The organism is Amycolatopsis sp. NBC_01307 (genome assembly GCF_035975215.1).
Classification (GTDB): Bacteria; Actinomycetota; Actinomycetes; order Mycobacteriales; family Pseudonocardiaceae; genus Amycolatopsis.
Genome location: NZ_CP108403.1, coordinates 3637188 through 3662238, shown reverse-complemented (window position 1 = coordinate 3662238; position 25051 = coordinate 3637188). Strand labels below are relative to the sequence as shown.

The following is a 25051-nucleotide window of genomic DNA, read 5'->3' as shown; positions in this document are numbered from 1 at the left end:
TACGCGATGTACTAGATACTTCGGTAGCGTACACGGGCCGGTGGGTCCTGAGTAGGCTTTCGCCGTGACCAAGGTCGACGGGCGGGCGGCGCGCTGGGCGGGCCAGCAGGAACGGCGGCGCGCCGAGTTCGTCGACGCCGCGCTGGAGGCCATCGCCGAGCACGGCCCGGACGTCTCGACCGAGCAGATCGCCGAACGCGCCGGCGTCGCCCGCACCCGGCTGTACCGGCACTTCGACGGCGCCCCCGACCTCCAGCGGGCGATCGCGCAGCGCGCGGCCGAGCTGGTGACGGCCGATCTGCAGCCGCTCTGGCACCCGTCGGGGTCACCGCGCGAGATGATCGACGCGGCGATCTCGACGCACCTGCACTGGCTGACCGAGCACGCCCAGCTGCACCGCTACCTGGTCCGGACGCTGCCGAGCCTGCCGGAGGCGGGCCGCACCGACGTCCGCGGCGCGATCGCCCGGCACCTCAGCCGCCTGTTCACCGGCTACCTGGCCGCGTTCGGCCTGGACCCGGCCCCGGCGGACACGATCGCGTTCGGCCTGGTCGGCTACGTCGAATCGGCGACGACCCGCTGGCTCGACCACCCGGGCTCACTGAGCCTGCCGCAGCTGACCGCCCAGCTGACGGGCACGATCTGGGCGATGCTGGACCACACGTTGCGGGCAGGCGGGGTCGAGCTGGACGCGGACAGCCCGCTGCCCCTGCCGGACGGCCTGTCGTGAGTGTTTAGGGCGGTTCTAACCGCCCTAAACACTCACGACAATCCGCGACGAGCGTCAGTCCTCCCGCAGGAACTCCGCGCGGACGCCGAGCAGGCGCACCGCCCGGGTCAGCTCGAACATCCCCAGCACCTCGTGCGCCGCCCGGTCCAGCTCGACCGGGTCGGACGTCGGCGACGGCAGCGTCACGCTGTGGGTGTGGGTCGTGAACGGCACGAACCGGACCTTCACCGCGACCCGCGCCGCCGGGCGCCCTTCCTCCAGGACGTCCTGGGCCACGCGCTTCGCGAGCGCCGACACCTCCGCCGCCATCGCCGCGGGGTCGGTGAGGTCGCGCTGGAACGTCGTCTCGCGGCTGCGGGAGCGCGCCACGTACGGCGTCGCGCTGACTTCGGCGTCGCCGATGCCGCCACCGAGCAGGCGCAGCCACGGGCCCGTCCTGGGGCCGAACCGCGCCGCCAGCACCGCGACGTCCGCGCCGGCCAGGTCCAGGACGGTTTCGATGCCCAGCTCGGCGAGCTTCCTGGTCGTCTTGCCGCCGATGCCCCACAGCGCGTCGGTCGGCCGGGAAGCCATGACCTCCCACCAGTTCTCCTGCGTCAGCCGGAAGATCCCGCCCGGCTTGCCGAAGCCGGTGGCGAGCTTGGCGCGCAGCTTGTTGTCGCCGATCCCGACCGCGCACGACAACCCGGTGTCGCGCCGGACCGCCGCGCGCAGGTCCGCGGCCAGGGCTTCCGGGTCGTCGGCCGTCGCGCCGACGAACGCCTCGTCCCAGCCCATCACCTCGACGACCACCGGGAAGTCCCGCAGCGTCGTCATCACGTGCTCGGAGACCTCGAGGTAGGCCGGGGGATCGGAGGGCAGGAAGACCGCGCCGGGGCAGCGTTTCGCCGCGATCCGCAGCGGCATGCCGGAGTGGACGCCGAACTCGCGGGCCTCGTAGGACGCGGTCGCCACGACGGCGCGCTCGGTCGGGTCGCCGGAGCCGCCGACGACCACCGGCTTCCCGCGCAGCTCCGGGCGCCGGGCGATCTCGACCGCGGCGATGAACTGGTCGAGGTCGACGTGCAGGACCCACTTCACGGCCCCAGTCTGCCTCAGGGACCTCAGACGCGGTGGCGCGCCACGTGGGTCCAGACCGCGCCGGTCAGGGCGAGGATCCCGCAGAGGGTGACCCCCGGGTCGGGCAGCACCAGCCCGACGACCAGGAGCAGCACGGCGGCGACGTCGAGGGCGAGCAGCAGCGCGGTCTTGAGCGCGCGCGGTTTCCGGCTCCGGCCTTCGCGCAACGCGATGGCCAGGTCGGGGTCACTGAGCTCGAGGTTGCGCTCGATCTTCTCGAGCTCGGTTCGTTCGTGGTGACTGAGCATCGGGGTACTCCTTCGGCGCCGAACCCGCCGTTCCGGAGAGCAGATACCCAATCGTCCTCCGGGCGAACCGCCGAACGACGTCTTATTTCGTGCTTTTGGTTGCGCCGACCGGGTGATCTCCGATCCGTGACGGCTCATGGTCACGTTAGGTTTCCTTCGAACGTGGCCGGTCACGGCCCGGACGACGAACTGGGGCGCTCGGCAGACGGGCGGTCGTGGGGCGGGCGGTGACCGCTGCCTACTGTCGTGCGGGCGGGGGCCGGCCGGCATCTCGAACAGCTGGAGGCCTTTGATGACCCTGCCCACCGAACCGATCGGCAGCATTCCCCGCCCCGGCTACCTTCTCGCGGGGCTCGGGGACTTCGCCGCCGGCCGGATCGACGCCGCCGCGCTCGCCGAGCTGGAGGGCCGCGCGCTGGCCGACACGATCAGCCGGTTCGAGGAGACCGGCTCGCCCGTGCTGACCGATGGCGAACAGGGCAAGCCGAGCTTCGCGACGTACCCGCTGGCCGGCCTCACCGACCTGGCGCCGGACGGCGTCGTCATCCCGTTCGCCGACGGGCACACCCGGCAGCTGCCGCGGCTGACCGCCGGGCCGTTCCGCTACGCGACCCACGCGGACGAGTACCTGACGCGCGCCAAGGCGCTGACGGACAAGCCGATCAAGCAGGCCGTGATCGCCGCGTCCGCGGTCTCGCTCGTCTACCCGGGCGACGGCATCGAGGGCTACTCGCAGGAGCAGTTCGTCGCGGACCTGGTGAACGAGGCCGAGGCGGACATCCGCCGCAGCTTCGACGCGGGCGCGGACAGCGTCCAGATCGACTTCACCGAGGGACGGCTGTCGCTGAAGCTCGACCCGTCCGGCGGGCTGCTGCGGCAGTTCATCGACCTGAACAACGCCGTCCTCGACCGGTTCACCGCCGAGGAGCGCGCGAAGATCGGCGTCCACACCTGCCCGGGTGGCGACCAGGACTCGGTGCACAGCCTCGACGTCGACTACGCGGGCCTGCTGCCGGCGCTGTTCGACCTCAAGGCGGGCAACTTCTTCGTCCAGCTCGCCAGCGAGGCCGACCCGTCGCACGCGCTCGAGGTGATCAAGGGCGTCCGCAAGGCCGAGCAGCGGGTGTTCGTCGGCGTGATCGACCCGATCGACCCGCGCGTCGAGACGGCCGAAGAGGTCCGCGACCGGGTGCTCGCCGCCGCGCAGTACATCCCGGCCGACCGGCTCGGCACCTGCGACGACTGCGGGTTCTCGCCGTTCGCCGACGACACGTCGACCTCGCGCGACATCGCGTTCGCGAAGATCACCGCCCGCGTCGAAGGCACGAAGCTGGCCGCCGAGAAGCTGGGCTGACCGCGGTGCCGGGGGCTGCCGTGGCGGCGGCCCCCGGCGTCACGCGGTGCCGACGGCGACCCGGACCCCGAGCGTGACGAGCACGGTGCCCATCACGGCGTCCAGCCCGCGGCGCACCCGGCCGGAGCTGAAGAAGCGCCGCAGCGCGCCGACCACGACGGCCAGGGTGACGAACCACAGCACGGTGCCGGCGGTGGCGATCGCGGCCAGTTCGAGCGTCTGCAGGGTGGAGCCGTCCGCGGGCAGGAACTGGGGGAGCAGCGCCAGGAAGTACACGGCGACCTTCGGGTTGAGCAGGTTGGTGAACAGCCCCTGCCGGAACGCCGCCCAGGCGCCCTTCGGCTTCACGGCGGGCGTCTCGCCGAGGTCGCGGTACTCCCCGCGCCGCACGGCCAGCCACGCCCGGATCCCGAGCACCACCAGATAAGCCGCCCCGACGAGCTTGACGACGGTGAAGGCCACCGCGGACGCGGTGAGCACGGCCGCCACGCCGAGCGCGATGGCGACGACCCAGGCGAAGACGCCGAGCGCGATCCCGGCCCCCGCGGCGATCCCGGCCCGCCGCCCACTGGTGAGCGAAGACCGCGTGACGACGACGAAGTCGGGCCCGGGCGACATCGCCCCGAGGATCACGACGAGCAGGAACGAAGCGGCGGTGGCACCGGGGATCATGCGCCGAGAATACGATCCCGCCGCCACCGGATTTCCGCGGTCCGGCGCCGTGTCGACCTCCTGATCACGCGTGTCGACCCTCCGATCACGCGTGTCGACCCTCCAGTCACGCCTGAGCGGTGCAAGGGTCCTCGGCGCACAGGTGCGCGCAAAGTCCGTCGACCCCGGCGGCCAGCGCGGTGAACTGTTCCGGGTTCAGCCCGTCGACGAACAAGGTCCGGACCAGTTCCGCGTGGCCCGCCGCGGCCGCGCGTAGGCGGGCGTGGCCCTCTTCGGTGAGGTAGGCGATGACGCCCCGGTCGTCCGAGGGGCACGAGCGGCGGCCGACCAGGCCGGCCTTTTCCAGCTGGGCCACCTGGTAGCTCAGGCCGCTCTTCGACGTCAGCGCGGCGCCGGCCAGTTCGGTCATGCGCAGCTCGCCGTCCGCGGCGGACAGGCGGGCGAGGACCTCGTACTGCGGGTGCGACAGCCCGGCGTCGTCACGCAGCTGCTGCTCGACCTTGCGGGTCAGCAGCGTGCCCGCCATCAGGAATCCCTGCCACGTCTTCAGCTCGCGCTCGGTCAGCCACCGGGGATCGCCCATGCGTCCATGGTATCAAGATTGTTCGAATTTGAACTTCGTGTAGGGTCGATCTTGTGGGCGACTCCAGGGGAGACAGCATGACGGCTGAGGTGCGGACGCGGGTGCGGATCCCGCTCCGGCTGGGCGGCGACGTCACGGTGGACGCCGAGGCCGTCACGTTCCGCGGCCTGGCCGACGACGGCGAGCACCTGGCGTTCGTCCTGGGCACGCCGGGTGAGGTCCCGCTGGTGCGGCCGCATTCCGAGTGCCTCACCGGCGACGTCTTCGGGTCGGCCCGCTGCGACTGCGGGCCGCAGCTGGCCGAGGCCGTCGCGCGGATCGCCGAGGCCGGCGGGTACCTCCTGTACCTGCGTCAGGAGGGCCGGGGGATCGGGCTGTACAACAAGCTCGACGCGTACGCGCTGCAGGACGGCGGCCTCGACACCTACGCCGCGAACGCCGCGCTGGGCCTGCCCGAGGACGCCCGCGACTACACCGTCGCCGCCCAGATGCTGGGCGCGCTGGGCGTGGACCGGGTGGACCTGCTGTCGAACAACCCGGACAAGGCCGCCCAGCTGCGCGCGGCCGGTATCGCGGTGCGCGACCAGATCGCGACCGGCGTGTACGCGACGGAGAACAACGTCCGGTACCTGCGCGCGAAAGCCGAGCAGACCGGCCACACGCTCAGCCTCCCCGGCATCGCCAGCTGACCCGGCGTACCCGGCTGCCGAAGTCCGTGAATGCCACATCGAGGGACATAGTGTCCGTGAATGTGGCATCCACGGACTTCGGCTAGGTCAGGCGGGGGGCGTTGGCCGCGGCGGGGCCGGTGGTGAGCTTCTCCAGGAGTCCGATGAGGACGGTGCGTTCCTCCGGCGTCAGCGAGGCGGCCCAGGCCTGCTCGCGTTCGTTGTGGGCCTGGTAGGCGTCGGTGACGGCCGCGTGGCCCTTGTCCGTGATCGCCAGGCTGACCGCGCGGCGGTCGTGCGGGACCTGGGTGCGGGTCACCAGGCCGTCCCGTTCCAGGGTTTTGACCAGCGCCGACACCGCCGCGCGGCTCATTCCGGCCAATCGGGCGACGTGGCGTGACTCCAGCGGGCCGGCCAGCCAGAGCACGAACAGCACCCGGAACCCCGCCCAGCTGAAGCCGCGGGGGCGGTGGACCGTCGACTCCCAGTCGTAGACCAGCGCGCCCGTCAGGCGGTGCAGGGTCAGGCCGAGGCGCATCGCGACCGGGTCCGTCGAGGGCAGCTCGGCCTGCGTCCTGCCGATCGCGTAGTCGACGAACGAGAGGTAGTCGAGGTCGGCGGGCTGGTCGGTCATGCGGGTCAGGTTAGGCGACGAGGGGTTCCGCGCGGGCGTCCGCCGGGTTAGCCTGGCCGCGGCCGATGGTCAAACCTTTGATCACAGGAGCGCTCGTCGTGACGAAGAAAGCCTTTGCCTCCTCGGCGGACCTGGCCGAGAAAGCGCAGACCCTGGAGGTCCTCGCGGACGGCGTCTACGCGCTGACCGCGGAGGGCGACCCGAACATCGGCGCGATCGAGGGCGAGGACTTCCTCGTCTGCTTCGAGGCGCTGGCGACGCCCGTCGCGGCGCGCGAATGGCTCGCGAAACTGCGTGAGCACACCGGCAAACCCGTGCGGTACCTGGTGTTGAGCCACTACCACGCCGTCCGCGTGCTCGGCGCGTCCGCGTTCGACGCCGAGGTGATCGTCGCGCACGAGAACACCCGCGCCCTGGTCGCCGAGCGCGGCAAGGAGGACTGGGCGAGCGAATTCGGCCGGATGCCGCGGCTGGCGAAGAACGCGGAATCGGTGCCCGGGCTGACCTGGCCGACCCTCACCTTCTCCGACCGGCTCACCATCGACCTCGGCGGCGACCGCGGCGACCTCGTGCTCCAGTACTGCGGCCGCGGCCACACCGAGGGCGACCTCGTGGCCTGGCTGCCGCGGCAGAAGATCCTCTACGCCGGCGACCTGGTCGAGGCCGAAGCCGCGCTGTACACCGGGGACGCATTCCACCGCGACTGGTCGACGTCCACTTTGGACCGCGTCGCCGAGTTCGGGGCCGAGACGCTGATCGGCGGCCGCGGCGGGGTGAGCCGCGGCGCGGACGCCGTCGACGCCGCGATCGCGCAGACCCGGCACTTCCTGACGACGATGCTGCGCGAGGTCGGCGCGGTCCGCGACGCCGGCGGCACGCTCAAGCAGGCCTTCGAGCGCACCCACGCGGCGCTGGTGGACCAGTACGGCCACTGGCCGATCTTCGAGCACTGCCTGCCCTTCGACGTCTCCCGCCTGTGGGACGAGCTGGGCGGGATCGAGCGGCCGGTGGTGTGGACCGCCGAGCGCGACCGCGAAGTCTGGGACCAGCTGCAGGACTGACGATGACCGTCGCCGTCCTCGGCAGCGGCCCGGTCGGGCAGACGGCCGCGCTGCTGCTCGCGCGCTGGGGCGTGCCGGTCGTGCTCCTCGACGAGCAGCCGGTGCGCGATCCCGCCGGGTCCAAGGCGATCTGCCAGCAACGGGACACCCTCGACGTCTGGGCGTCGCTCGGCGCCGGCTGTCTCGTCGAGGAAGGCCTGACCTGGACGACCGCGCGGACGTTCCACCGCGAGACCGAGCTGTTCGCGCTGAAGCTGCCGGACGGCGGGTCCGCGCTGCCGCCGTTCGTCAACCTCTCGCAGGCCCGCGTCGAGGAGGTCCTGGACGGGCTGATCGCCGAGCAGCCGCTGATCGACGTCCGCCGCGGCCACCGCGTCACCGGCCTGACCCAGGGCGCTTGCGTCGAGGTCAGCTGCGAGACCGCGGCCGGGCCGCGCACGATCGAGGCCGACTACGCGATCGCGTGCACCGGCGCGCGCGGTGACGCGGTGCGACGCGCCCTCGGGCAGCGCCTCGAAGGAGTGTCCTTCCGGGACCTGTTCCTGATCTGCGACATCCGGGCCGACCTGCCCGGCTGGGCGGCGGAACGGCGGTTCTACTTCGACCCGCCGTGGAACCCGGGCCGCCAGGTGCTGATCCACCCGTGTCCCGGCTCGCAGTTCCGCATCGACTGGCAGGTCCCCGCCGACTACGACCTCGCCGCCGAGGAAACCGGTGGTGCCCTGGACAAGCGGATCCGGGCGATCCTCGGCGACCGGCCGTACGAAGTGGTGTGGCGGTCGGTCTACCGGTTCCACACGCGGCTGGTCGAGCGGATGCGCGTCGGGCGCGTCCTGCTGGCGGGGGACTGCGCGCACCTGGTCGCGCCGTTCGGCGCCCGCGGGCTCAACTCGGGGGTCGCGGACGCGGAGAACGCCGCGTGGAAGCTGGCCTGGGTCCTGCGCGGGCACGCGGGGGAGGAGCTGCTGGAGAGCTACCACACCGAGCGGCACGCGGCCGCCGTGGAGAACGCCGAGGTGACGACGGCGACGATGGACTTCCTGGTGCCCCAGGACGAAGCCCGGCGCGAACACCGCGCCCGGGTCCTGGCCGGGGGCGTCCACGCCGACGTCGACTCGGGACGGCTCGCCGAGCCGTTCTGGTACGCGGACTCGCCGTTGACGACGCCGGATCCGCGCCGTCCGTTCGCCGGACGCCCGCCGCGCGGCGCGCTGCCGCCGCCAGGGCCGGGTGTGCTGCTGCCGGACGTCACCGTCGCGAGTGGACGGTTACGTGACCTGGCCCGGCAGGGGTTCCTGCTGCTGACAACACCGGGCGTCGAAGCCGGGGGAGTGCGGTCGGCGGAGATCCCGGTGGGTGGGGCGCTGGGCGCGCGCCCGGGCGAGGCCTGGCTGGTCCGCCCGGACGCCTACGTCGCCGCCGTGGTGCCCGACCCGACCGCGCCGGAGGTCGCCATTGCCCTCCGGCGCGGCTCAGGCGGCACTTTCACGTGAAAGTGACCACCTGGGGGCGGCACTTTCACGTGAAAGTGCCGGTCCGGGTCACGGGTAGTTGTTCAGCGGGCTCACCTGGTTGGCCTGGTTCGCCGCCGCGCCCGTGTCGTTGATGACGTGGCTGATCGTGCCCACGCCGCCGAGCGAGACCGAGACCAGGTTGTGGAACCGGACCCCGCTGTTGTTCGGCACCTCGAACGAATGACTGGCCACAATGGACGGATTGGTCTGGAAGAAGCAGTAGCTGCCCACCCCCCAGGCCTCGTGGCTGGTCACCGAGTCGGCCACCTTGTACGCCGCCCAGCCCTGCCTGCCGCCACCGCTGGACCAGGACGCCTGGTCCGGCGGGTCGTACGGCATCTCGTTCTGGAAGAAGTACGTCCGCCCGCCGTTGCCGTTCCAGAGCACCTCGTACTGCTGGTAGTGCTCGACGAACAGGCCGTACATCGTCACGTTCGTGCCGTTGACGACCAGGCCGTTCGCCGCGGTGTTGACGTTCCAGCCGACGCCGTTCGAGTGATCACCGCGCCACAGCCACATGTGGTCGCCGATGACGTTGTTCGAGTTGATCACGAGCGTCTGCGTCGCCCGGCCGACGGCGGCGCCGCCGATCCGGAAGAACACGTCGTGCAGCGACGTCGGGTCGGCCGCGTGGTTCGCGGCCGAGCCCGGCTGCCCGATCTGCATCAGCACCGGCGAGTTGACCGCACCGGCGTCGATCAGCAGGCCGCCGATCTTCACGCCGTCCACATCGGACACCGTGATGGCCGCGGTGCCGTTGGTGGGCTGCAGCGTCGCCAGGCCGAGGCCGAGCACCACGGTGTCCGGGCGGGTGACGTTCAGCGCCTGGTCGAGGTGGTACACACCCGGGGTGACGAGCAGGTTCTTGCCCGCCGCCAGCGCGGCGTTGATCGTCGCGGCCGAGTCGGACGGCTTGGCCACGTAGAACTCGCTCAGCGAGATCGACGAGCCGGCCGGCGCGCCGTGGCCCCAGCTGGTGCCGACGGAGTTCTGCCGCAGCGCGGGCACGAACACGTTGTAGCTGCCCGAGCCGTCGACGTAGAGGAACGGCTTCTCCCGGCTCACCGGCGTCTGGTTGACGACGGTCTCCGGCGGGTTCGGGAACGACGCCGCCGGCGTGCCGGTCGAGCCGACGAACACCATGTTCCAGACGCCGCCCGCCCAGCTGCCGAGCTCGCTGTTGCGGGTCAGGAACTGCTGCTGCGACCCGGAGACGGCCTGCCCGTCGATCTTGCTGTCGGCGATCAGGCCGCCACTGGCCCAGCCGTCACCGCCGTTCCACAGCTGGATCTGGCTGCCCTTCAGGTGCATCCGGCGGTACGGCGCGGCCTGCGCGACCGCCCACCGCTCGACCTGCCCGGCAGGCAGCGTCACCGACAGGTTCTCCGCGGAGCGCCAGAAGTTCTGCGTCGCGTTGCCCTTGTTGGCCGGGTTGTCACCCTGCTGCAGCCAGTCCGCTTCGACGCGGACGTGCCCGTTGAGGTTGACGTCGTCGGGGGAGAGGCCCAGCCCGGCGACCTGCTCGTAGAACCCGAGGTTGACGTCGGCGTTGTAGCTGCCCGGCTTGAACAGCACGGCGTAGCGCTGGTCGCCGAACTGGTTGGTGTGCTGCTGGTTCGCGATCTGCGTCAGCCGGTCCTGGATCGTCGACGCCGGGGTCGACGGGTCGAACACCGACACGTTCGGCCCGAGGTCCGGGTTGCGCGGGTCGGTCGGCGGGATCGTGGTGCCGCCGCCGGTGCCGTGGGCCGCGACCTCCCACAGTGAATAGCCGTACCCGGTGGCCCGCTGGGTGCCGTTGATCCGCAGGTAGCGGGCCGTGCCGGTGACCGGCACGGTCTGCGTGCCGCCGGTGCCGGTGGTGGTCGAGTAGGCGTCGGTCCAGCTCGTGCCGTTGCTCGAGAGCTGGACGGTGAACGCCTTGGCGTACGCGGCTTCCCACGTCAGCACCACGTCACAGAGCTGCTGCGACGAGCCCAGGTCGACCTGGAGCCACTGCGGGTCGCTGAACGCGCTGGACCAGCGGGTGCCCGTGTTCCCGTCGACCGCGTTCGACGCGGGGGTGCCGCCGTTTTCGGTGGACGACGCGGTCGCCGCGGCGCCCTGGGCGAGGTTCGTGGTCCCGCACGCGGCGGCCTGCGCCGGTGTGGAACCGAGGACGGTCGCCGTGGCGAACGCGGTGAGGAGGGTGGTGGAGACGGCGAGGAACCGCCGTCCCCGGGAGAACGTCGTTGATCTCATCTGCCTGCCTGATCGGTCGGAGAGACTCCGGCGGGCCGCGCTCGAGGCGCGGCGGCGTGCCGGGCGGGCCCCACTGCCCGCGCCGGCGTCCGGGTGGTGCGACGGGTCCGCGGCCGGGGCGTCCGCCGGGCCCCGTGAGCCGGGGAGCGGGGCGAAGCGGGCAGCGCGAGGAGCGAACCAGTCAGCCCGAAGGGGTGGAATCGATCCAGGTGGCGGCCGCGGAACCGGTTCCGTCGAAGCGAGGAGCAGTTAACATCCCGCGCCGGGCAAGCGTCAAGGTTCCGGGCGGGATTCCTTCTCCCGGCCCAGTGTTCCGGCCGTTCCGGGACCACCCGGCGCACCGCCGTTGACATTTTCACGCTCTTTATTTATATCTTGAACTAAGAGCGTACCGAAGAGCGGGCCCCACACCCGCGCCGAGGCCACGTGAGCCGATCCGCGCCGGGGCAAGGACGTCCCGGCGCCGGTCCCCGTGGAGGTTTCCCATGCACCGACGCATGAAGCGACCCCGAGCCCGCTCGGGCGTGCTCGCCGTCCTCACCCTGGTCCTGGCCGCGCTCATCAGCGCGCCCGCCGCCCAGGCCGCGCCCGTCCTGCTCTCCCAAGGCCGTCCTGTGACGGCGTCGTCCACCGAAAACGTCGGCACTCCGGCGTCGAACGCGGTCGACGGCGACGGCGGCACCCGCTGGTCGAGCGCGTTCAGCGATCCGCAGTGGCTGCAGGTCGACCTCGGCTCCACCCAGCAGCTGTCCCAGGTCGTGGTGAACTGGGAAGCCGCCTACGCCAAGGCGTTCACGATCCAGGCGTCCACCGACGGCGCCACCTGGACGTCGCTGTACTCGACGACCACCGCCACGGGCGGTAACCAGACGCTGAGTGTCACCGGCAGCGGCCGGTACGTCCGGCTCACCGGCACCCAGCGGGCCACCCAGTACGGCTACTCGCTGTGGGAGTTCCAGGTCTTCGGCGGGGGCGGCACCACACAGCCCGGCGACGTCCTGCTGTCGTACGGCAAGTCCGGCTCGGCCTCGTCGTTCCAGGACGACGGCGCCTGCCCCGGCTGCCTCCCGGCGAAGGCGTTCGACCACGACCCGGCGACGCGCTGGGCGACGAGCGCGACCACCGGCTGGGTCGACCCGGGCTGGATCACCGTCGACCTCGGCGCCACCGCGAACGTGCACCAGGTCGTCCTGCAGTGGGACCCGGCCTTCGCGGTCGCTTACCAGATCCAGGTGTCGAACGACAACGCGAACTGGACGTCGCTCTACTCGACGACCACCGGCAAGGGCTTCAAGGAGACCCTGACGGTCAACGGCAGCGGCCGGTACGTCCGGATGTACGGCACCGCGCGGTCCAACGGCTACGGCTACTCGCTGTGGGGCTTCGACGTCTACGGTACCGGCGGCAACCCGACCACCGTGCCGCCCGCGCCGCCGGCCCCGCACTTCCCGGGCACGCTCGTCTGGAGCGACGAGTTCAACGGCGCTTCGGGCGCCGGCCCGGACGCGAGCAAGTGGACGGCCGAGACGGGCGCCGGCGTCAACAACGAGCTCGAGTACTACACGAACAACAACAACGCCAAGCAGGACGGCCGCGGCAACCTGGTCATCCAGGTCCGCCGCGAGGCGACGCCGGGGTCGGCGTGCCCGGTCGACCCGATCAGCGGCAGCGGCACCTGCCAGTACACCTCGGGCCGGATCAACACCGCCGGCAAGTTCAGCTTCACCTACGGCCACGTCGAGGCCAACATCAAGGTGTCCGGTACGCAGGGCCTGTGGCCCGCGTTCTGGTTGCTGGGCGCCAACTTCTTCAGCGGCACGCCGTGGCCCAACTGCGGTGAGATCGACATCATGGAGCACGTCGGGAAGTCGCCGAACCTGGCCTACTCGACCATCCACGCCCCGGCCTACAACGGCGCCGGCGGCATCGGCGCGCCCCTGGACCTCGGTCAGGACGTCGCCGCCGGGTTCCACAAGTTCGGCCTCGACTGGGACGCCTCGCACATGACGTTCTACGTCGACGGCAACGCGTTCGAGACGATCAACCGCGACACCGTGGAGAGCACGCGCGGGCCGTGGGTCTACGACCACCCGTTCTTCCTGATCCTCAACAACGCCATCGGCGGCGACTTCCCGGGTCCGCCGGGAGCGGGCACCGTGCTGCCGCAGGACATGGTGATCGACTACGTGCGGGTCTACCAGTGAGAGCCGGGCTCCGGCGGCGGCTGGCGCTCACCCCGCGGGACCTCGCCCACCGGACGGGCTCCTGGACGACCAACGCGGGCCAGTACGTCACCTGAGCGCTCGGTGCCAGTTGTCGTGAGTGGTAATGAGGGTTCTAACCCTCATTACCACTCACGACGGCCGTAGACTCGCGGATCACCAGGGTTGTCGGCACCACCAGGGGTGCGCTCGGTGACGGCGCTCCGGCCAGCTGGGCGATCAGCTGCCGGGCTGCCGTCTCGCCCATCGCGCGGAGGGGCTGGCGGACCGTCGTCAGCGGGGGCTGGGTGTGCGCCGCGAGGGGGATGTCGTCGAAGCCGATCACGGCGACGTCCGCCGGCACCGCGCGCCCGGCCTTCCGCAGCCCGCTCAGCACGCCGGCCGCCGTGAGGTCGTTGTGCGCGAAGACCGCGTCGAACTCCGGGCCGCTCTCCAGCAGCTGCAGGATCGCGGCTTCCCCGCTTTCACTGGTGAAGTCGCCCTCGATGATCAGCCGCGGGTCGAGGTTCCGGCCGGCTTCGAGGATGGCGTCGCGGAAGCCGTTGAGCCGGTCGCTCGTGCAGCCGAAGTCGCGGGGCCCGGTCACGGTGGCGAGCCGGGTGCGGCCGGTTTCGAGCAAGTGCTTGGCCGCGTCGACGCCGCCCTGGCGGTTGCTCGTGCCCACCGACGGGAACGCGGGCCGCCGGCCGCGGTCGTCGATCACCACGACCGGCAGCCCGGAGTCGCGCAGCACCCGCAGGTGCCGCACCGCGTCCGGCGGTTCGACCAGGAGCAGCCCGTCGAACGCCTTCGCCGACACCTGCCGCGAGAACTCCTCCAGGGAGTCCGCGCCGCGGTTCGCGGTCGACAGCAGGAGGCCATAGCCCTTCGACTCCACGACGTCGGCGACGCCTTGGAGCACCTCGCCCATCCACGGCCAGGTCAGCCCGGGCACCAGCATCCCGACCGTGCGGGTCACCCCGCGCGCCAGCCCGACCGCGCCGGCACTGGGGATGTAGCCGGTCGCGGCGATCACCTCGCGCACCCGGATCGCGGTCGCGGCGTCGACGTCGGCCTTGTTGTTGAGCACCCTCGACACGGTCGTCTTGCTCACCCGCGCGCGGCGGGCGACCTCGGCGATCGTGACGCGCATGCGACCTCCCGGCGGTGCCTTGTGTGGTGCCAAGGTACTCGCCCCGGCCACCGTAGGAAATCGATCAGGTCCGGACGGACAGCCGCGTGAGGCTCGCGTCGCTGCTTCGCCAGTCGAGCGTGCGTACCGCGAGGTAGCGCACCTGACCGGTGACGGCGACGGTCGTCGTGCGGTTCCGGGCCGGCTTCGCGGCGGTCGTGTAGGTGACGCCGTCGGTGCTGGTTTCGACGGCGCAGGCCGGGACGCGACCGGACGTCCAGGCGAGCTCGGCCGTGGAAACCGGCCGTACCGCACCGAGATCCACGACCAGCCGGCCGTCCGGGCCCGGCCGCCACGCCGTCGCCGGGTCGTCGTCGACCGCCGCGGACGGACTGGACATCCCGGCCGGCAGCGGCTCCGCCGGGAACGTGACGGCGCCGAGCGCGAGGTCGGCCAGCGGGTACGGCCGGACCTCCGGGACGAGGACGGGCACGGTCCGGCCCGGGATCAGCAGGACCGGCCGCGGGAGGCCGCCGTCGGGTTCCACCGTGATCAGGACCGGGAGCCCGGGCGCGGCGGTGAGGTCGACCCGGCCGGCGTCGCGCACGACCGCCTTGAGCCCGGTCGGGATCGCGCGGCCGAACGTGCCGCGCAGGGTGAACCGCGGCGGTTCGATCCGGCCTTCGGCGGCCGCGAGCGTGAAGGTGAACGCGGTGCCCGCCGCGGTGACGACCTGCTCGCCGCGGTACAGCCGGAGCGCCGAACGGTCCTGCGGGAGGTTCGCCGTTCCGGTCGTCGCGGCGGCGGAAAGGTTGGCCAGCACGAGGAATCCGTCGGTGACGCTGGCGCGGACGGCGGCCGCGGTGGTGCTCGCGCGAGCGCGGCCGGCGAGCTTCGCCAGGCCCGCGGTGCCGGGGTACAGCTCGGCCAGCAGCGGCGCGGCGGGGCCGTCCGAGAGCGTGACGCTGGTGCCGACGACGGTGAGCGGGTTCGGCCCGGACACGACCAGCCCGGCCCGGCCGTCGACGTCGAGCCAGCCGCGGGTGCTGCTCAGCGCGGGCTTCGGGTAGCTCGCCACCGGCGTCCAGACCGAACCGTCGGCGGACGTCTCGACGCGGTAGCCGCGTCCGGCGGCCGCTTCCCAGCTCAGGACGACGCGGTCGAACGCCTTCGCCGCGCCGAGGTCGACCGCGAGCCAGCTGTCCGCGCGCGGCCGGTCCGATGTGGACACCGCCCAGCGGGTGGTCGCATTGGCGTCGATGGCGTATTTCGCCTCTTTGCCCGCGGTGGCCGAAGACGCCGACGCGGTGCCGGCGAGCGCGAGGTCCGGGCCGGTGCCGTCGTGGACCTCGAAGGCGTACAGCGAATAGCCGTACGCCGGATCCGGGCGGACGCCGAGCATCCGGACGAACCGGGCGGTGACGGGCGCGAAGCTCAGGTCGTCGGTCCGGGGGCCGCCGGCCGGCGCGTCCTGCGCGGACACCGTCACCTTGCCCTCGGCCGCGGTGTAGGTGCGGTCGCCGTCCAGTCCGGGAACGCCGGGCATGGCCAGGTTGTAGACGGTGAACGCGCCTTCGCCGCCGCCGATGCCGGTGCTCGCGTACACCGCGGCACCGGTCGGCAGGGTGGCGAACGCGGCGTAGCCGGTGTCGAAGCGCAGCACGCCGAAGGTGCCGTCGAAGCCGTCCCGGACCCGCGTCCACGTCGTGGCGTGACGCTCGCGGACGGCCAGGTTCGACGCGGGCAGCAGCATCGGCGTCGCACCGCCGAGCGCGAACAGCCAGTCGTCGTGGTGGGGCTGCCAGGCGAACTTGACGAAGCCCGCCTTGCTCACCGTCGCGGCCCAGGCGGCGGGGGAGCGGTGGGCGAGCAGCCCGGGCCCGGCGCCGAAGTCGGCGACGCCGGCGGCGTGCGCGTCGAACTCCGTCCCGCTCACCGGGACGACCGGGCCGCCGTGCGCGGCGCGCCACTCGTGCAGCAGGTAGCTGATGGCGACCTCGGCCCGCGCCTCCGGCTCGTACTTCGGTTCGCCGGAGAACTTCGTGATCCGGTCGGCGGGCGCGTAGGCCTGGTACGGCTCGAGCCGCGCGGCCAGGTCGGTCTCGGCGCGGGCGGCGTACCGGTCGCCGAGCACCTGCGCGCGGAAGGCCAGCGGGATGACGTCGCGGCCGTAGAGGTGCTCGCGGTCGGCGACCATCGGCATCAGCGGCTCGCCGGCGTCGCTGGTCATCAGCAGCATGGTGCGCCAGAGCAGTTCGCCGTTCGGCTGCGCGGTGAGCACCTCGGGCAGCGGCTTCCCGGCGAGCAGGAAGTGCATCGAGTTGCGGCCGGACGTGCGCCACAGCTCCTCTTGGTAGTGCGGGCCGAAGGAGCCGTGGTTCTCGACGAGGAACGTGTCGTAGAGGTTGGTCGCGGTGTTCGCGTTGATCGGGTGACCGTCGACGAGCCGCGGGTTGGCCAGGTCGGCGGCCGGCAGCCCGCCTTCGTTGCGGCTCCACGACCCGAAGGCGTCCCGCCAGGCGGCGGCGCGGGCGTCACCGGGGGCCCAGGCGAGGGCGGGGGCGAGGGACTGGGCGTAGACGCCCATCTCCTCGAGCTTGGTGTCGCCGACGTGCCCGCCGAGCAGGCCGTTGGGCGTCCAGCCGCCGGACGTCGGGTCGTCCTTGGTGCCCAGCGCGGTGGTGTAGGCGGCCTGTTCGGTGGTGATGCGCTCGACGTTCGCCCGCGTGGCCGCGTCCAGGTCCGTCCACAGCAGACGCGAGGCGAGCAGGAAGTACGACTGGAAGGTGGTGTCGAAGAACAGCCGCCGGCCCCACTCGGTCCCGCCGGTGAGCAGGTTCGACGCGGCGAAGTGCTTGATCGTGTCGAGGGTGTGCGTCTTCAGGGTGGCCTGGTCGACCCCGGCGACGGCGGCGTCGTAGCCGTCGCGGGTCAGCAGCAGGGCGTTGCCGAGGACGACAGCGAAGGTGAAGTCCGTGGCCGGGTAGATCCCGGCCGTCTTGTCGAACTGGGCCTCGGCCCAGCGCGTGTGCCGGAGCAGGACCCGCAGGTAGGTCGCCGCGACGGCGTCCGGCGGGCCGCTCTTCGGTGCCCCGCCCGCCGGGCCCGCCTCGGCGACACCCGGCAGCAGCCCGGAGGCCAGCACCGCCGCCGCACTGCCCGCACCCAGCAGGCCGAGGGCCCGTCGCCGGTTCAGCTCGCCCATGGTCCGGCCTCCGCTCTCTGACAACCTTGTCATCGCGGCGATTCTGGGACGGCCCGGCCGCCGAGGGCAACCCCGGCGGCCGATCTCGTCCGGTTTCGGACAAGGCCTAGGTAATTCGTATAACGCCCTATACTCGCGCCGCTCGGTCGCGGGTGACCTGGGAAGTCCGTGAATGCCCCATCGAGGGACCAAGTGTCCGTGGATGGGGCATTCACGGACGTGAACGGTGGGAGCAAGCTCACCGCCGGGTGCGGGCCGGGGCGTGTTGAGATGACAACGTGATCACGGACCCCGGCGTGCTGCTCCTGCTCGTGCTCGCCGGGGTCGGTGCCGGGCTGACCGGGGCCACCGCCGGGCTCGCGTCGCTCGTGTCCTACCCCGCGCTGCTCGCCGCCGGGCTGCCGCCCGTCGTCGCGAACGTGACCAACACCGTCGCCATGCTCGGCACCACCGCGGGCGGGGCCGCCGGGGCGCGGCCCGAGCTCGCCGGGCAGCGCGAGCGGATCCTCCCGCTCTGCGTCATCACCACGATCGGCGGCGCGGTCGGCGGCGTCGTGCTGCTGGTGACGCCGGCCGACGCCTTCACCGTGATCGTGCCGTGGCTGATCGGCGGGGCGTCGGTGGTGCTCATGGTGGGCCCGCGGCTGCGCCGGCTGGCCGAAGGCGCCGAGCACCACGGCCTCAGGCCGGTGACCGGCGCGTTCGCCTTCGTCATCGGCATCTACGGCGGCTACTTCGGCGCCGCCGCGGGCGTGCTCATGCTGGCGCTGCTGGTGTCGGTGTGGAGCCAGCCGCTGGCCCGGACCAACGCGGCGAAGAACCTGGTCACCGGGTCGGCGAACCTGCTCGCCGCGCTCGTGTTCGCGGTGACCGGCAAGGTCGACTGGACGGCCGCGCTCGCCGTCTGCCTCGGCTCCCTCGGCGGGGCGTGGCTCGGCGCGACGATCGTGCGGCACCTGCCCGCGACGCCGTTGCGGATCGGGATCGGCGTCGCCGGGCTCGTGCTGGCGGTCGTCCTCGGCTGGCAGGCCTTCGGTTAGATCCATGCTGCCGCCGGACCGCCGGAGAGGGCATGATCGGGCGGGTATCGGCGAGCAGGAGACCAGATGAGCATTGTCGGGACCAGGGTGGTCCGCCAAGAAGATCAGAACTTGATCACCGCGGGCGGGACCTACGTCGACGATCTGCGGGAGGAAGCGCTTTCCGGTGCCGCACACGCGGTGTTCGTGCGCAGTCCCATCGCGCACGCGCGGATCGGCGGCATCGATGTCAGCGAGGCGCTCGCGGCGCCCGGGGTGCTCGGCGTGTTCACCGCCGCCGACCTCGGGCTCGCGCCGCACGACGCCGGACCGGTGAAGGAACCGTGGCTGGCCGACGGAATCGTCCGTTATGTCGGCGAACCCGTCGCGCTCGTCCTCACCGAGGAGCGCTACCAGCTGGCCGACGCGGCCGAGCTGGTCGACATCGACTACGACCCGCTCGACGCCGTCGCGACCATCGACGCCGCGCTGGCCGGGGAAACGCTGCTGTACCCGGAAACGGGCAGCAACGTCATGCAGGTCCACGGCGCCGAGGAGTTCGACGACGCCCTCTTCGACGGCTGCGACGCCGTCGTCACGCAGACGATCGTCAACCAGCGCGTCGCCCCCGCGCCGCTCGAGGTTCGCGGCGCGTCGTGCGTGTGGGGCGAGGACGGCAGGCTCACCGCGTGGCTGTCCACGCAGAACGCCCAGATCGCCCGGTCGCAGCTGGCCGGCAGCCTCGGCGTCGGCGAGGAGTGGGTGCGCGTCATCGCCCCGGACGTCGGCGGCGGGTTCGGCGCGAAGATCGGCGCGGACCCCGAGGCGACCGTCCTCGGCTGGGCCGCCAAGCGGATCGGCCGCGCGGTGCGCTGGATCGAGACGCGCAGCGAGAACCTGACGTCGATGACCCACGGGCGCGCCCAGCAGAACACCGTCACCATCGGCGGCAAGCGCGACGGCACGGTGCTCGCGTACCGCCTCGACGTCGTCCAGGACGCCGGCGCCTACCCGCGGACGCTGTTCCTGCCGACGCTCACCGAGCTGATGGCCGTCGGCGTCTACCGGTTCCCCGCGGTCGAGACGCGCAGCCGCGGCGTCGTCACCAACACCACCCCGATCGCCGCCTACCGCGGCGCCGGCCGCCCGGAGGCGACGGCCGCGCTCGAACGGGCGATGGACGTCTTCGCCGCCGAGATCGGGCTGGACCCGGCGGAGGTCCGCCGGGTCAACTTCATCCGGCCCGAAGAGTTCCCGTACCAGACGCCGACCGGCGCGTCCTACGACTCGGGTGAGTACGCGACGGCGCTGGACAAGGTGCTCGAAGCGGGCGGCTACGCCGAGCTCCGCGCCGAGCAGCAGCGACGGCGGGACGCCGGCGACCCGGTCGAGCTGGGCCTCGGGATCGCCGCGTACGTCGAGATCACCGGCGGTGACGGGGGTGGCGAGAGCGGCCGCGTCGACATCCACCCGGACGGCTCGGTCGTCGCCTGGACCGGCAGCTCGCCGCACGGGCAGGGCCTCGGCACGTCGCTGGCGATGCTGCTGTCGGACCGCCTGGGCGTGCCGCTGGAGAAGATCACGGTCCGCCACGGCGACACCGACGAGGTGCCCAAGGCGATCGGCACGTTCGGCTCCCGCTCGCTGCAGCTCGGCGGGTCGGCCATCCGGCAGGCGGCCGACGAGGTGATCGCCGAGGCCCGCGAACTGGCGGCCGACCTGCTGGAAGCGTCGGCCGACGACCTGGAGCTGGACGTCGAGCGCGGCGTCTGGCAGGTCCGCGGCGCGCCGTCGAGCGCGGTGCTCAGCTGGGCGCAGGTCGCCGAAACCGCCGGGGACGGCAAGCTCACCGCGGACGTCTGGTTCGGCGGCGGCAAGCCGACGTTCCCGTTCGGCGCGCACCTCGCCGTCGTCGAGGTCGACACCGAGACCGGCAAGGTCGTGCTGCGGCGGATCATCGCCGTCGACGACGCCGGCCCGATCGTCAACCCGCTGACCTTCCGCGGCCAGCGCCACGGCGGGCTCGGCCAGGGCGCCGCGCAGGCGCTCATGGAGGTCGTCACCTACGACGAGGACGCCAACCCGACCACCGCGACGCTGGCGGACTACTCGTTCATCACGGCCGTCGAGCTGCCGGACTTCGAGCTCGTCGACATGGCCACCCCGACCGACCGGAACCTGCTGGGCGTCAAGGGGATCGGCGAGGCGGCGACGATCGGCTCGACGCCGGCGGTGCACAACGCCGTGGTCGACGCGCTGGCCACGCGCGGCGTCCGGCACCTGGACATGCCCACGACCCCGATCCGGGTCTGGGCCGCTATCGAAGACGCGCGCAAGGAGAACGAACGGTGAAGGTCTCGATCGAGGTCAACGGACGGCCGGTGGCCGAGGAGGTGCCGGACCGGACGCTGCTGGTGCACTTCCTGCGCGACACGGCCGGGTTCACCGGCACGAACATCGGCTGCGACACGACGTCGTGCGGCGCCTGCACGGTGCTGCTGGACGGCGAGTCGGTCAAGTCGTGCACGGTGCTGGCCGCGCAGGCCGACGGCCACGCCGTCACCACCGTCGAAGGACTGGCCGGCGCGGACGGCGAGCTGCACCCGGTGCAGCGGGCGTTCCGGGAGCAGCACGGCCTGCAGTGCGGGTTCTGCACCCCGGGGATGATCATGGCGTCGGTGTCGCTGCTCGCGGACAATCCGAAGCCGACGCGCGAAGAGGTGCGTGTCGGACTGGAAGGGAACCTGTGCCGCTGCACGGGTTACCACAACATCGTCAGCTCCGTGATGGACGCTTCGGGTCAGGAGGTGGACCGGTGATCCCCGCCGAGTTCCGCTACGAGCGCGTGTCCACAGTGGACGAGGCGCTGGCCCGGCTGGCCGAGCACGGCGACGACGCCAAGGTCCTGGCCGGCGGGCATTCCCTGCTGCCGCTGATGAAGCTGCGGCTGGCCGCGCCGGAGTACCTGGTGGACATCGGGCCGGTCGACGAGCTGCGTTACGTCCGGCTGGACGGCGGCGACGTCGTCATCGGCGCCCTCACGCGCTACAGCGACCTGGAGCAGGACCCGGTGCTGCGGGAGCACGCGCCGCTGCTGGCGCACGCGTCGGGGGAGGTGGGCGACCGCCAGGTCCGCCACCGCGGCACCCTCGGCGGTTCCCTGGTGCACGCCGACTCCGCGGCCGACCTCCCGGCGGCGATCCTGGCGTCGGACGCCGTGCTGGTCGCGCGCGGCCCGGCGGGCGAGCGCCGGATCCCGGCGTCGGAGTTCTTCCTCGGCCCGTTCACGACGCCGCTGGAGCCGGACGAGCTGCTGACGGAGATCCGGCTGCCGCGTCAGACGGGTCTCGGCTGGGGCTTCGAGAAGTTCACCCGCCGCGCGCTCGACTGGGCGATGGTCGGCGTGGCCGTGGTCGGCGGCAAGGTGGGCCTGGTCAACATGGCCGGCGTCCCGCTGCGCGCGTCGGCGACCGAAGCGGCCTTGGCGTCCGGCGCGTCCATCGAGGACGCGGCGGCCCTGGCGGCGGAGGACACGAACCCGCCGGACGAGCCGCACGCGACGGCGGAGTACCGCCGCCACCTCGCGCGCGTCCTCACCCGCCGCGCCCTCACTCAAGCTGCGGCCCGCTCCTGACGGTCAAGTCCGTGAATGCCACATCGAGGGACACAGTGTCCGTGAATGTGGCATTCACGGACTTCGGGCGTGGGTGATCGCGACGGCCGATTCCCGCCAGCGTGGGGAGTGGGCCGGGCGGGACGATGGACGGCGTGAAGACGGAAACCCTTGCGCATTCAGCCATCGAGCCCGGAATCCTCTACTTCGGCACCCCCGTGGTGCTGATCTCCAGCTCCAACGAGGACGGCTCGGCCAACCTCGCCCCGATGTCGTCGGCGTTCTGGCTCGGCTGGCGCGCGATGCTCGGGCTCAGCGCGCGCTCGCACACCACCCACAACCTGCTGCGCACCCGTGAATGCGTGCTCAACCTGCCCTCCGACGCGCTCGCGGCGCACGTCGACCGGCTCGCCATGACCACCGGCTCGGACCCCGTGCCGCCCGGGAAGCGGCAGCGCGGCTACTTCCACCTCGCGGAGAAGTTCGAGCGGGCCGGGCTGACGCCGGTGACGTCGGAGACCGTGGCGCCGCCGCGCGTCGCCGAATGCCCGGTGGCGATGGAGGCGGTCGTCGAGGCCGTGCACCCGGTCGCGGACGCCGACGAGCGGCAGCGCGGCGGGATCGTCGCGATCGAGGTGCGAGTGCAGCGCGTGTTCGTGCACGACGACATCCGCCTGCCCGGCGGCGACGACCGCATCGACCCGGACGCCTGGCGGCCGCTCATCATGAGCTTCCAGAAGCTCTACGGCCTCGGCCCGCAGGTCCACCCGTCGACGCTGGCCCGGATCCCGGAACGGCTCTACCGCGGCCCCGACATCGACCGCGCCCGTGACGTCACGTCGCGCTCAGCTGCTTCAGCAGGGGAGCGAGCGTCGTGATCCCCGCGGTCACGGCGGCGCGGCCCTTCGCCGAGCCGACCGGCGGCTGCCGGGTCAGCAGCACGACGACGTAGCGGTCGTTGACGACGCCGGTGGTGTTCAGGACCAGGGCGTCGCGCAGGATCATCCAGCCCTGCTTGACCTGCCACGACGTCCCAGGCAGCCCGTCGGGGATGCCGAAGTACTGGTCCCAGCCGTCGTCGGCGGGGTTGCGGGCGTCACCGAGCGCGGTGAGCAGCGGCTGCGCGACGTCGTCGGGCACGGTGTCCTCGAGGAACTCGTAGGTCGCGACGACGTCGGCGGCGCTCGTCTTCGCCATGCCCCACTGGGTCGGGTCGGCCGGCGGGGTCGTGTGCGTGAGACCGATCAGGCCCGCGGTGCGGGTGACGATCTCGTTGCCGCCGTTGCGTTCCCAGAGTTCCGACGCGATCGCGTCGTCGCTGCCGGCGAGCATGTCGGTCAGGTCGTCGACCGTGCCGGCGTCGGGGAGCGCCCAGCCGCCGTCGGTGCCGCGCACCTCGTCGATGGCGATCAGCAGCTTCACCACCGAAGCCGTGTAGTACGGCGTGTCACGGTCCAGCGAGGCCAGTTCCTTTCCGGACTCCCGGTCGAAGAGGACGAACCCGACATCGGTGCCGCGCGAGGCGGCGGTCACGGCGTCCGCGACCCCGCCCGCGACGCCGGAGAGGTCGGGGTAGGGGACCGCGGTGGTGCTCGGCGCCGGTGGCCCGACCTCGGTGTCCTGCGGCGGATCCGGGGCCGTCGTGGTGCTCTGCGCGGCGGGCGTGACCACCTGGCCGCAGGCCGCCACGAGCAGGGTCGCGGCGAGCGCGGCGGCGAGGCCCAGGTCCCGGATCGGTCTTCCCATGCCTGGTCAACGCCTCGCGGGGCCCGTTCGGCAGCGGATTCCACCTGTCCGTTCGCTGTGTCTTGCTGTGCGGACGCTGTGGCCGCCGCGCCGGCGGGTTGCGTGGTGACAGCGGGTCACCGTCACGGAATCCGGGCTCGGCCGGGTCCGCGACTGCGGTTTACGGGGTCCGGCGCGGTTCGCGTGGCGAAGCGAATTGCCCGGCCGCCGGAAATGGTGCGGCGGGCCGGATCACCGCACCTGCGAGGCGCGCCGACCGGCCGGGCCGCGGGGGAGCGGTGTGGCGAGTCCCACCGCCGGCCACCCGTCGGGATGGCGGCGGCCCGGCACCCGCGCGGCGTAGCGTCGTGGGCGTGGACGACGTGCGGATCCTGGTGGTGGGTGCCGGTGCGACCGGCGGGTACTTCGGCGGCCGGCTGCTGCAGGCGGGCCGGGACGTGACGTTCCTCGTCCGGCCCGGGCGGGCGAAGCTGCTGCGGCAGCGCGGGCTGCGGATCGTCGGGCTCGGCGAAGAGACCGTGCTCGACCCGCCGCTGGTGGAAACCGGGGCCCTGGAAGAAACCTACGACCTCGTGCTGCTCGCGGTGAAGGCCACCGCGCTGACGAGCGCCATCGACGATTTCGCGCCCGCAGTCGGCCCGGGAACGCTGATTCTGCCGTTCCTCAACGGGATGGCGCACATCGACGCCCTCGCCGCGCGCTTCGGTGACGCGGCGGTTCTGGGCGGTGTCGCGAAAGTCGTGACCACGGTGGACGACGACGGCGACATCCGGCGGCTCGGGCCGCTGCAGAACCTGACCTACGGCGCGCGCGTCGAACCCGTCCCGCCGCGATTGTCCGACGTGGACGCGGCGCTGACCGGCGCGGGCTTCCCGGCGGCCCGCGACGACGCGATCACCGGGGCCATGTGGGCGAAGTGGGTGTTCATCGCGTCGATCGGCGGGGTGAACAGCCTGATGCGCGGCACGACCGGTGACGTCGTCGCGGTGCCCGGTGGCGCGGCGTTCGCCGAGGCCGTCGTGGCGGAGGCCGCGGCCGTCGCCGAAGCCGCCGGATATCCCGTGCCCGCTGCGGATCTGGCGGCGACACGCCGAACGGTGACCGACCCCGGAACGGGTGGTTCTTCGCTGTATCGCGACCTTCTCGGCGGTCACTCGGTCGAGGGAGACCAGATCTTCGGCGATCTCACCGCGCGTGCCCGTGAGCTGGGCGTTTCCGTGCCCCTGCTGGATCTCATCACTCTGCAGCTCCGCGTGCACAACCACCGCATCGGGTGATACGGCCACTGTGGGCCCCTTGCCCGCCCAGGAC

21 protein-coding genes are annotated in these 25051 nt (G+C 72.4%); 12 read left to right on the top strand and 9 right to left on the bottom strand.

All coding sequences use genetic code 11. From position 1 onward, the window contains the following. The first annotated feature begins 64 nt into the window (after window positions 1-64). The gene (locus tag OG439_RS15180; protein WP_326950002.1) at window positions 65-730 is read left to right on the top strand and encodes a TetR/AcrR family transcriptional regulator; all 666 of its coding nucleotides are present in this window, start codon (window positions 65-67) and stop codon (window positions 728-730) included. Between the two features lie 54 nt (window positions 731-784). Here the strand turns inward: OG439_RS15180 and OG439_RS15175 are convergent, their stop codons facing one another. Further along, a complete protein-coding gene (locus OG439_RS15175) occupies window positions 785-1810 on the bottom strand; it encodes a DNA polymerase IV (protein ID WP_326950001.1) in 1026 nt (341 codons plus the stop codon). A gap of 23 nt (window positions 1811-1833) precedes the next feature. After that, window positions 1834-2097 carry a DUF3040 domain-containing protein gene (locus OG439_RS15170; protein WP_326950000.1) on the bottom strand — a complete coding sequence of 88 codons (264 nt, stop codon included), beginning with the start codon at window positions 2095-2097 and terminating at the stop codon, window positions 1834-1836. Between the two features lie 292 nt (window positions 2098-2389). Here OG439_RS15170 and OG439_RS15165 point away from each other — a divergent pair, with 292 nt between their 5' ends. Next, window positions 2390-3451, top strand: coding sequence for a cobalamin-independent methionine synthase II family protein (locus OG439_RS15165; RefSeq protein ID WP_326949999.1), 1062 nt, complete (start codon window positions 2390-2392; stop codon window positions 3449-3451). A 39-nt stretch (window positions 3452-3490) separates the two neighbouring features. Here OG439_RS15165 and OG439_RS15160 read toward each other — a convergent pair whose 3' ends face one another. Both OG439_RS15160 and OG439_RS15155 read right to left on the bottom strand, forming a co-directional pair. Then, window positions 3491-4123 carry a LysE family translocator gene (locus tag OG439_RS15160; RefSeq protein WP_326949998.1) on the bottom strand — a complete coding sequence of 211 codons (633 nt, stop codon included), beginning with the start codon at window positions 4121-4123 and terminating at the stop codon, window positions 3491-3493. Between the two features lie 106 nt (window positions 4124-4229). Beyond that, on the bottom strand, window positions 4230-4706 hold the full coding sequence (locus OG439_RS15155; RefSeq protein WP_326949997.1) for a MarR family winged helix-turn-helix transcriptional regulator: 477 nt from the start codon (window positions 4704-4706) through the stop codon (window positions 4230-4232). A gap of 77 nt (window positions 4707-4783) precedes the next feature. Here OG439_RS15155 and OG439_RS15150 point away from each other — a divergent pair, with 77 nt between their 5' ends. Beyond that, window positions 4784-5395: a GTP cyclohydrolase II gene (locus tag OG439_RS15150; protein ID WP_326949996.1), complete on the top strand. Its 612-nt coding sequence runs from the start codon at window positions 4784-4786 to the stop codon at window positions 5393-5395. Between the two features lie 82 nt (window positions 5396-5477). Here OG439_RS15150 and OG439_RS15145 read toward each other — a convergent pair whose 3' ends face one another. Then, window positions 5478-6008 (bottom strand): MarR family winged helix-turn-helix transcriptional regulator, encoded by a 531-nt coding sequence (locus tag OG439_RS15145; RefSeq protein WP_326949995.1) that lies wholly within the window; start codon window positions 6006-6008, stop codon window positions 5478-5480. A 98-nt stretch (window positions 6009-6106) separates the two neighbouring features. Here OG439_RS15145 and OG439_RS15140 point away from each other — a divergent pair, with 98 nt between their 5' ends. Continuing rightward, entirely contained in the window at window positions 6107-7069 is a 963-nt protein-coding gene (locus OG439_RS15140; protein ID WP_326949994.1) for an MBL fold metallo-hydrolase, read from the top strand. Window positions 7070-7071: 2 nt separating this feature from the next. After that, entirely contained in the window at window positions 7072-8562 is a 1491-nt protein-coding gene (locus OG439_RS15135) for an FAD-dependent monooxygenase (RefSeq protein WP_326949993.1), read from the top strand. A 48-nt stretch (window positions 8563-8610) separates the two neighbouring features. Here OG439_RS15135 and OG439_RS15130 read toward each other — a convergent pair whose 3' ends face one another. Continuing rightward, window positions 8611-10824, bottom strand: coding sequence for a discoidin domain-containing protein (locus OG439_RS15130; RefSeq protein ID WP_326949992.1), 2214 nt, complete (start codon window positions 10822-10824; stop codon window positions 8611-8613). A gap of 497 nt (window positions 10825-11321) precedes the next feature. Here OG439_RS15130 and OG439_RS15125 point away from each other — a divergent pair, with 497 nt between their 5' ends. Further along, window positions 11322-13028: a discoidin domain-containing protein gene (locus tag OG439_RS15125; RefSeq protein ID WP_442792305.1), complete on the top strand. Its 1707-nt coding sequence runs from the start codon at window positions 11322-11324 to the stop codon at window positions 13026-13028. 133 nt (window positions 13029-13161) lie between these two features. On the opposite strand, the gene OG439_RS15120 is transcribed toward OG439_RS15125, so the two are convergent. Beyond that, entirely contained in the window at window positions 13162-14178 is a 1017-nt protein-coding gene (locus OG439_RS15120; RefSeq protein ID WP_326949990.1) for a LacI family DNA-binding transcriptional regulator, read from the bottom strand. A 64-nt stretch (window positions 14179-14242) separates the two neighbouring features. Further along, window positions 14243-17395 (bottom strand): discoidin domain-containing protein, encoded by a 3153-nt coding sequence (locus OG439_RS15115; RefSeq protein ID WP_326949989.1) that lies wholly within the window; start codon window positions 17393-17395, stop codon window positions 14243-14245. A gap of 245 nt (window positions 17396-17640) precedes the next feature. Between OG439_RS15115 and OG439_RS15110 the strand changes: the two genes are divergently transcribed. The 5 genes from OG439_RS15110 (at window position 17641) to OG439_RS15090 (ending at window position 22872) form a co-directional block, all read left to right on the top strand. Next, complete coding sequence (locus OG439_RS15110; RefSeq protein WP_326949988.1) at window positions 17641-18402, top strand: sulfite exporter TauE/SafE family protein; 762 nt, start codon at window positions 17641-17643, stop codon at window positions 18400-18402. 66 nt (window positions 18403-18468) lie between these two features. Continuing rightward, the gene (locus tag OG439_RS15105; protein WP_326949987.1) at window positions 18469-20733 is read left to right on the top strand and encodes a xanthine dehydrogenase family protein molybdopterin-binding subunit; all 2265 of its coding nucleotides are present in this window, start codon (window positions 18469-18471) and stop codon (window positions 20731-20733) included. Then, window positions 20730-21200, top strand: coding sequence for a (2Fe-2S)-binding protein (locus OG439_RS15100; protein ID WP_326949986.1), 471 nt, complete (start codon window positions 20730-20732; stop codon window positions 21198-21200). The genes OG439_RS15105 and OG439_RS15100 overlap by 4 nt, the downstream gene beginning before the upstream one ends. Further along, window positions 21197-22015 carry an FAD binding domain-containing protein gene (locus tag OG439_RS15095; RefSeq protein ID WP_326949985.1) on the top strand — a complete coding sequence of 273 codons (819 nt, stop codon included), beginning with the start codon at window positions 21197-21199 and terminating at the stop codon, window positions 22013-22015. Before OG439_RS15100 ends, OG439_RS15095 begins: the two co-directional genes overlap by 4 nt. 134 nt (window positions 22016-22149) lie before the next feature. Then, window positions 22150-22872 carry a flavin reductase family protein gene (locus tag OG439_RS15090; protein WP_326949984.1) on the top strand — a complete coding sequence of 241 codons (723 nt, stop codon included), beginning with the start codon at window positions 22150-22152 and terminating at the stop codon, window positions 22870-22872. Here OG439_RS15090 and OG439_RS15085 read toward each other — a convergent pair. Beyond that, window positions 22829-23740 carry a hypothetical protein gene (locus OG439_RS15085; RefSeq protein WP_326949983.1) on the bottom strand — a complete coding sequence of 304 codons (912 nt, stop codon included), beginning with the start codon at window positions 23738-23740 and terminating at the stop codon, window positions 22829-22831. The genes OG439_RS15090 and OG439_RS15085 overlap by 44 nt on opposite strands. Window positions 23741-24093: 353 nt before the next feature. On the opposite strand from OG439_RS15085, the gene OG439_RS15080 reads away from it, so the two are divergent. Further along, window positions 24094-25017 carry a ketopantoate reductase family protein gene (locus OG439_RS15080; RefSeq protein ID WP_326949982.1) on the top strand — a complete coding sequence of 308 codons (924 nt, stop codon included), beginning with the start codon at window positions 24094-24096 and terminating at the stop codon, window positions 25015-25017. Window positions 25018-25051: the final 34 nt, after the last annotated feature.

What these genes read in the sequence shown, in the direction of transcription:
- OG439_RS15155 (WP_326949997.1), bottom strand. Translation starts at nt 4,706, where the DNA reads ATGGGCGATCCCCGGTGGCTGACCGAGCGCGAGCTGAAGACGTGGCAG.
- OG439_RS15120 (WP_326949990.1), bottom strand. Translation starts at nt 14,178, where the DNA reads ATGCGCGTCACGATCGCCGAGGTCGCCCGCCGCGCGCGGGTGAGCAAG.
- OG439_RS15145 (WP_326949995.1), bottom strand. Translation starts at nt 6,008, where the DNA reads ATGACCGACCAGCCCGCCGACCTCGACTACCTCTCGTTCGTCGACTAC.
- OG439_RS15150 (WP_326949996.1), top strand. Translation starts at nt 4,784, where the DNA reads ATGACGGCTGAGGTGCGGACGCGGGTGCGGATCCCGCTCCGGCTGGGC.
- OG439_RS15135 (WP_326949993.1), top strand. Translation starts at nt 7,072, where the DNA reads ATGACCGTCGCCGTCCTCGGCAGCGGCCCGGTCGGGCAGACGGCCGCG.
- OG439_RS15170 (WP_326950000.1), bottom strand. Translation starts at nt 2,097, where the DNA reads ATGCTCAGTCACCACGAACGAACCGAGCTCGAGAAGATCGAGCGCAAC.
- OG439_RS15125 (WP_442792305.1), top strand. Translation starts at nt 11,322, where the DNA reads ATGAAGCGACCCCGAGCCCGCTCGGGCGTGCTCGCCGTCCTCACCCTG.
- OG439_RS15105 (WP_326949987.1), top strand. Translation starts at nt 18,469, where the DNA reads ATGAGCATTGTCGGGACCAGGGTGGTCCGCCAAGAAGATCAGAACTTG.
- OG439_RS15165 (WP_326949999.1), top strand. Translation starts at nt 2,390, where the DNA reads ATGACCCTGCCCACCGAACCGATCGGCAGCATTCCCCGCCCCGGCTAC.
- OG439_RS15160 (WP_326949998.1), bottom strand. Translation starts at nt 4,123, where the DNA reads ATGATCCCCGGTGCCACCGCCGCTTCGTTCCTGCTCGTCGTGATCCTC.
- OG439_RS15085 (WP_326949983.1), bottom strand. Translation starts at nt 23,740, where the DNA reads ATGGGAAGACCGATCCGGGACCTGGGCCTCGCCGCCGCGCTCGCCGCG.
- OG439_RS15115 (WP_326949989.1), bottom strand. Translation starts at nt 17,395, where the DNA reads ATGACAAGGTTGTCAGAGAGCGGAGGCCGGACCATGGGCGAGCTGAAC.
- OG439_RS15130 (WP_326949992.1), bottom strand. Translation starts at nt 10,824, where the DNA reads ATGAGATCAACGACGTTCTCCCGGGGACGGCGGTTCCTCGCCGTCTCC.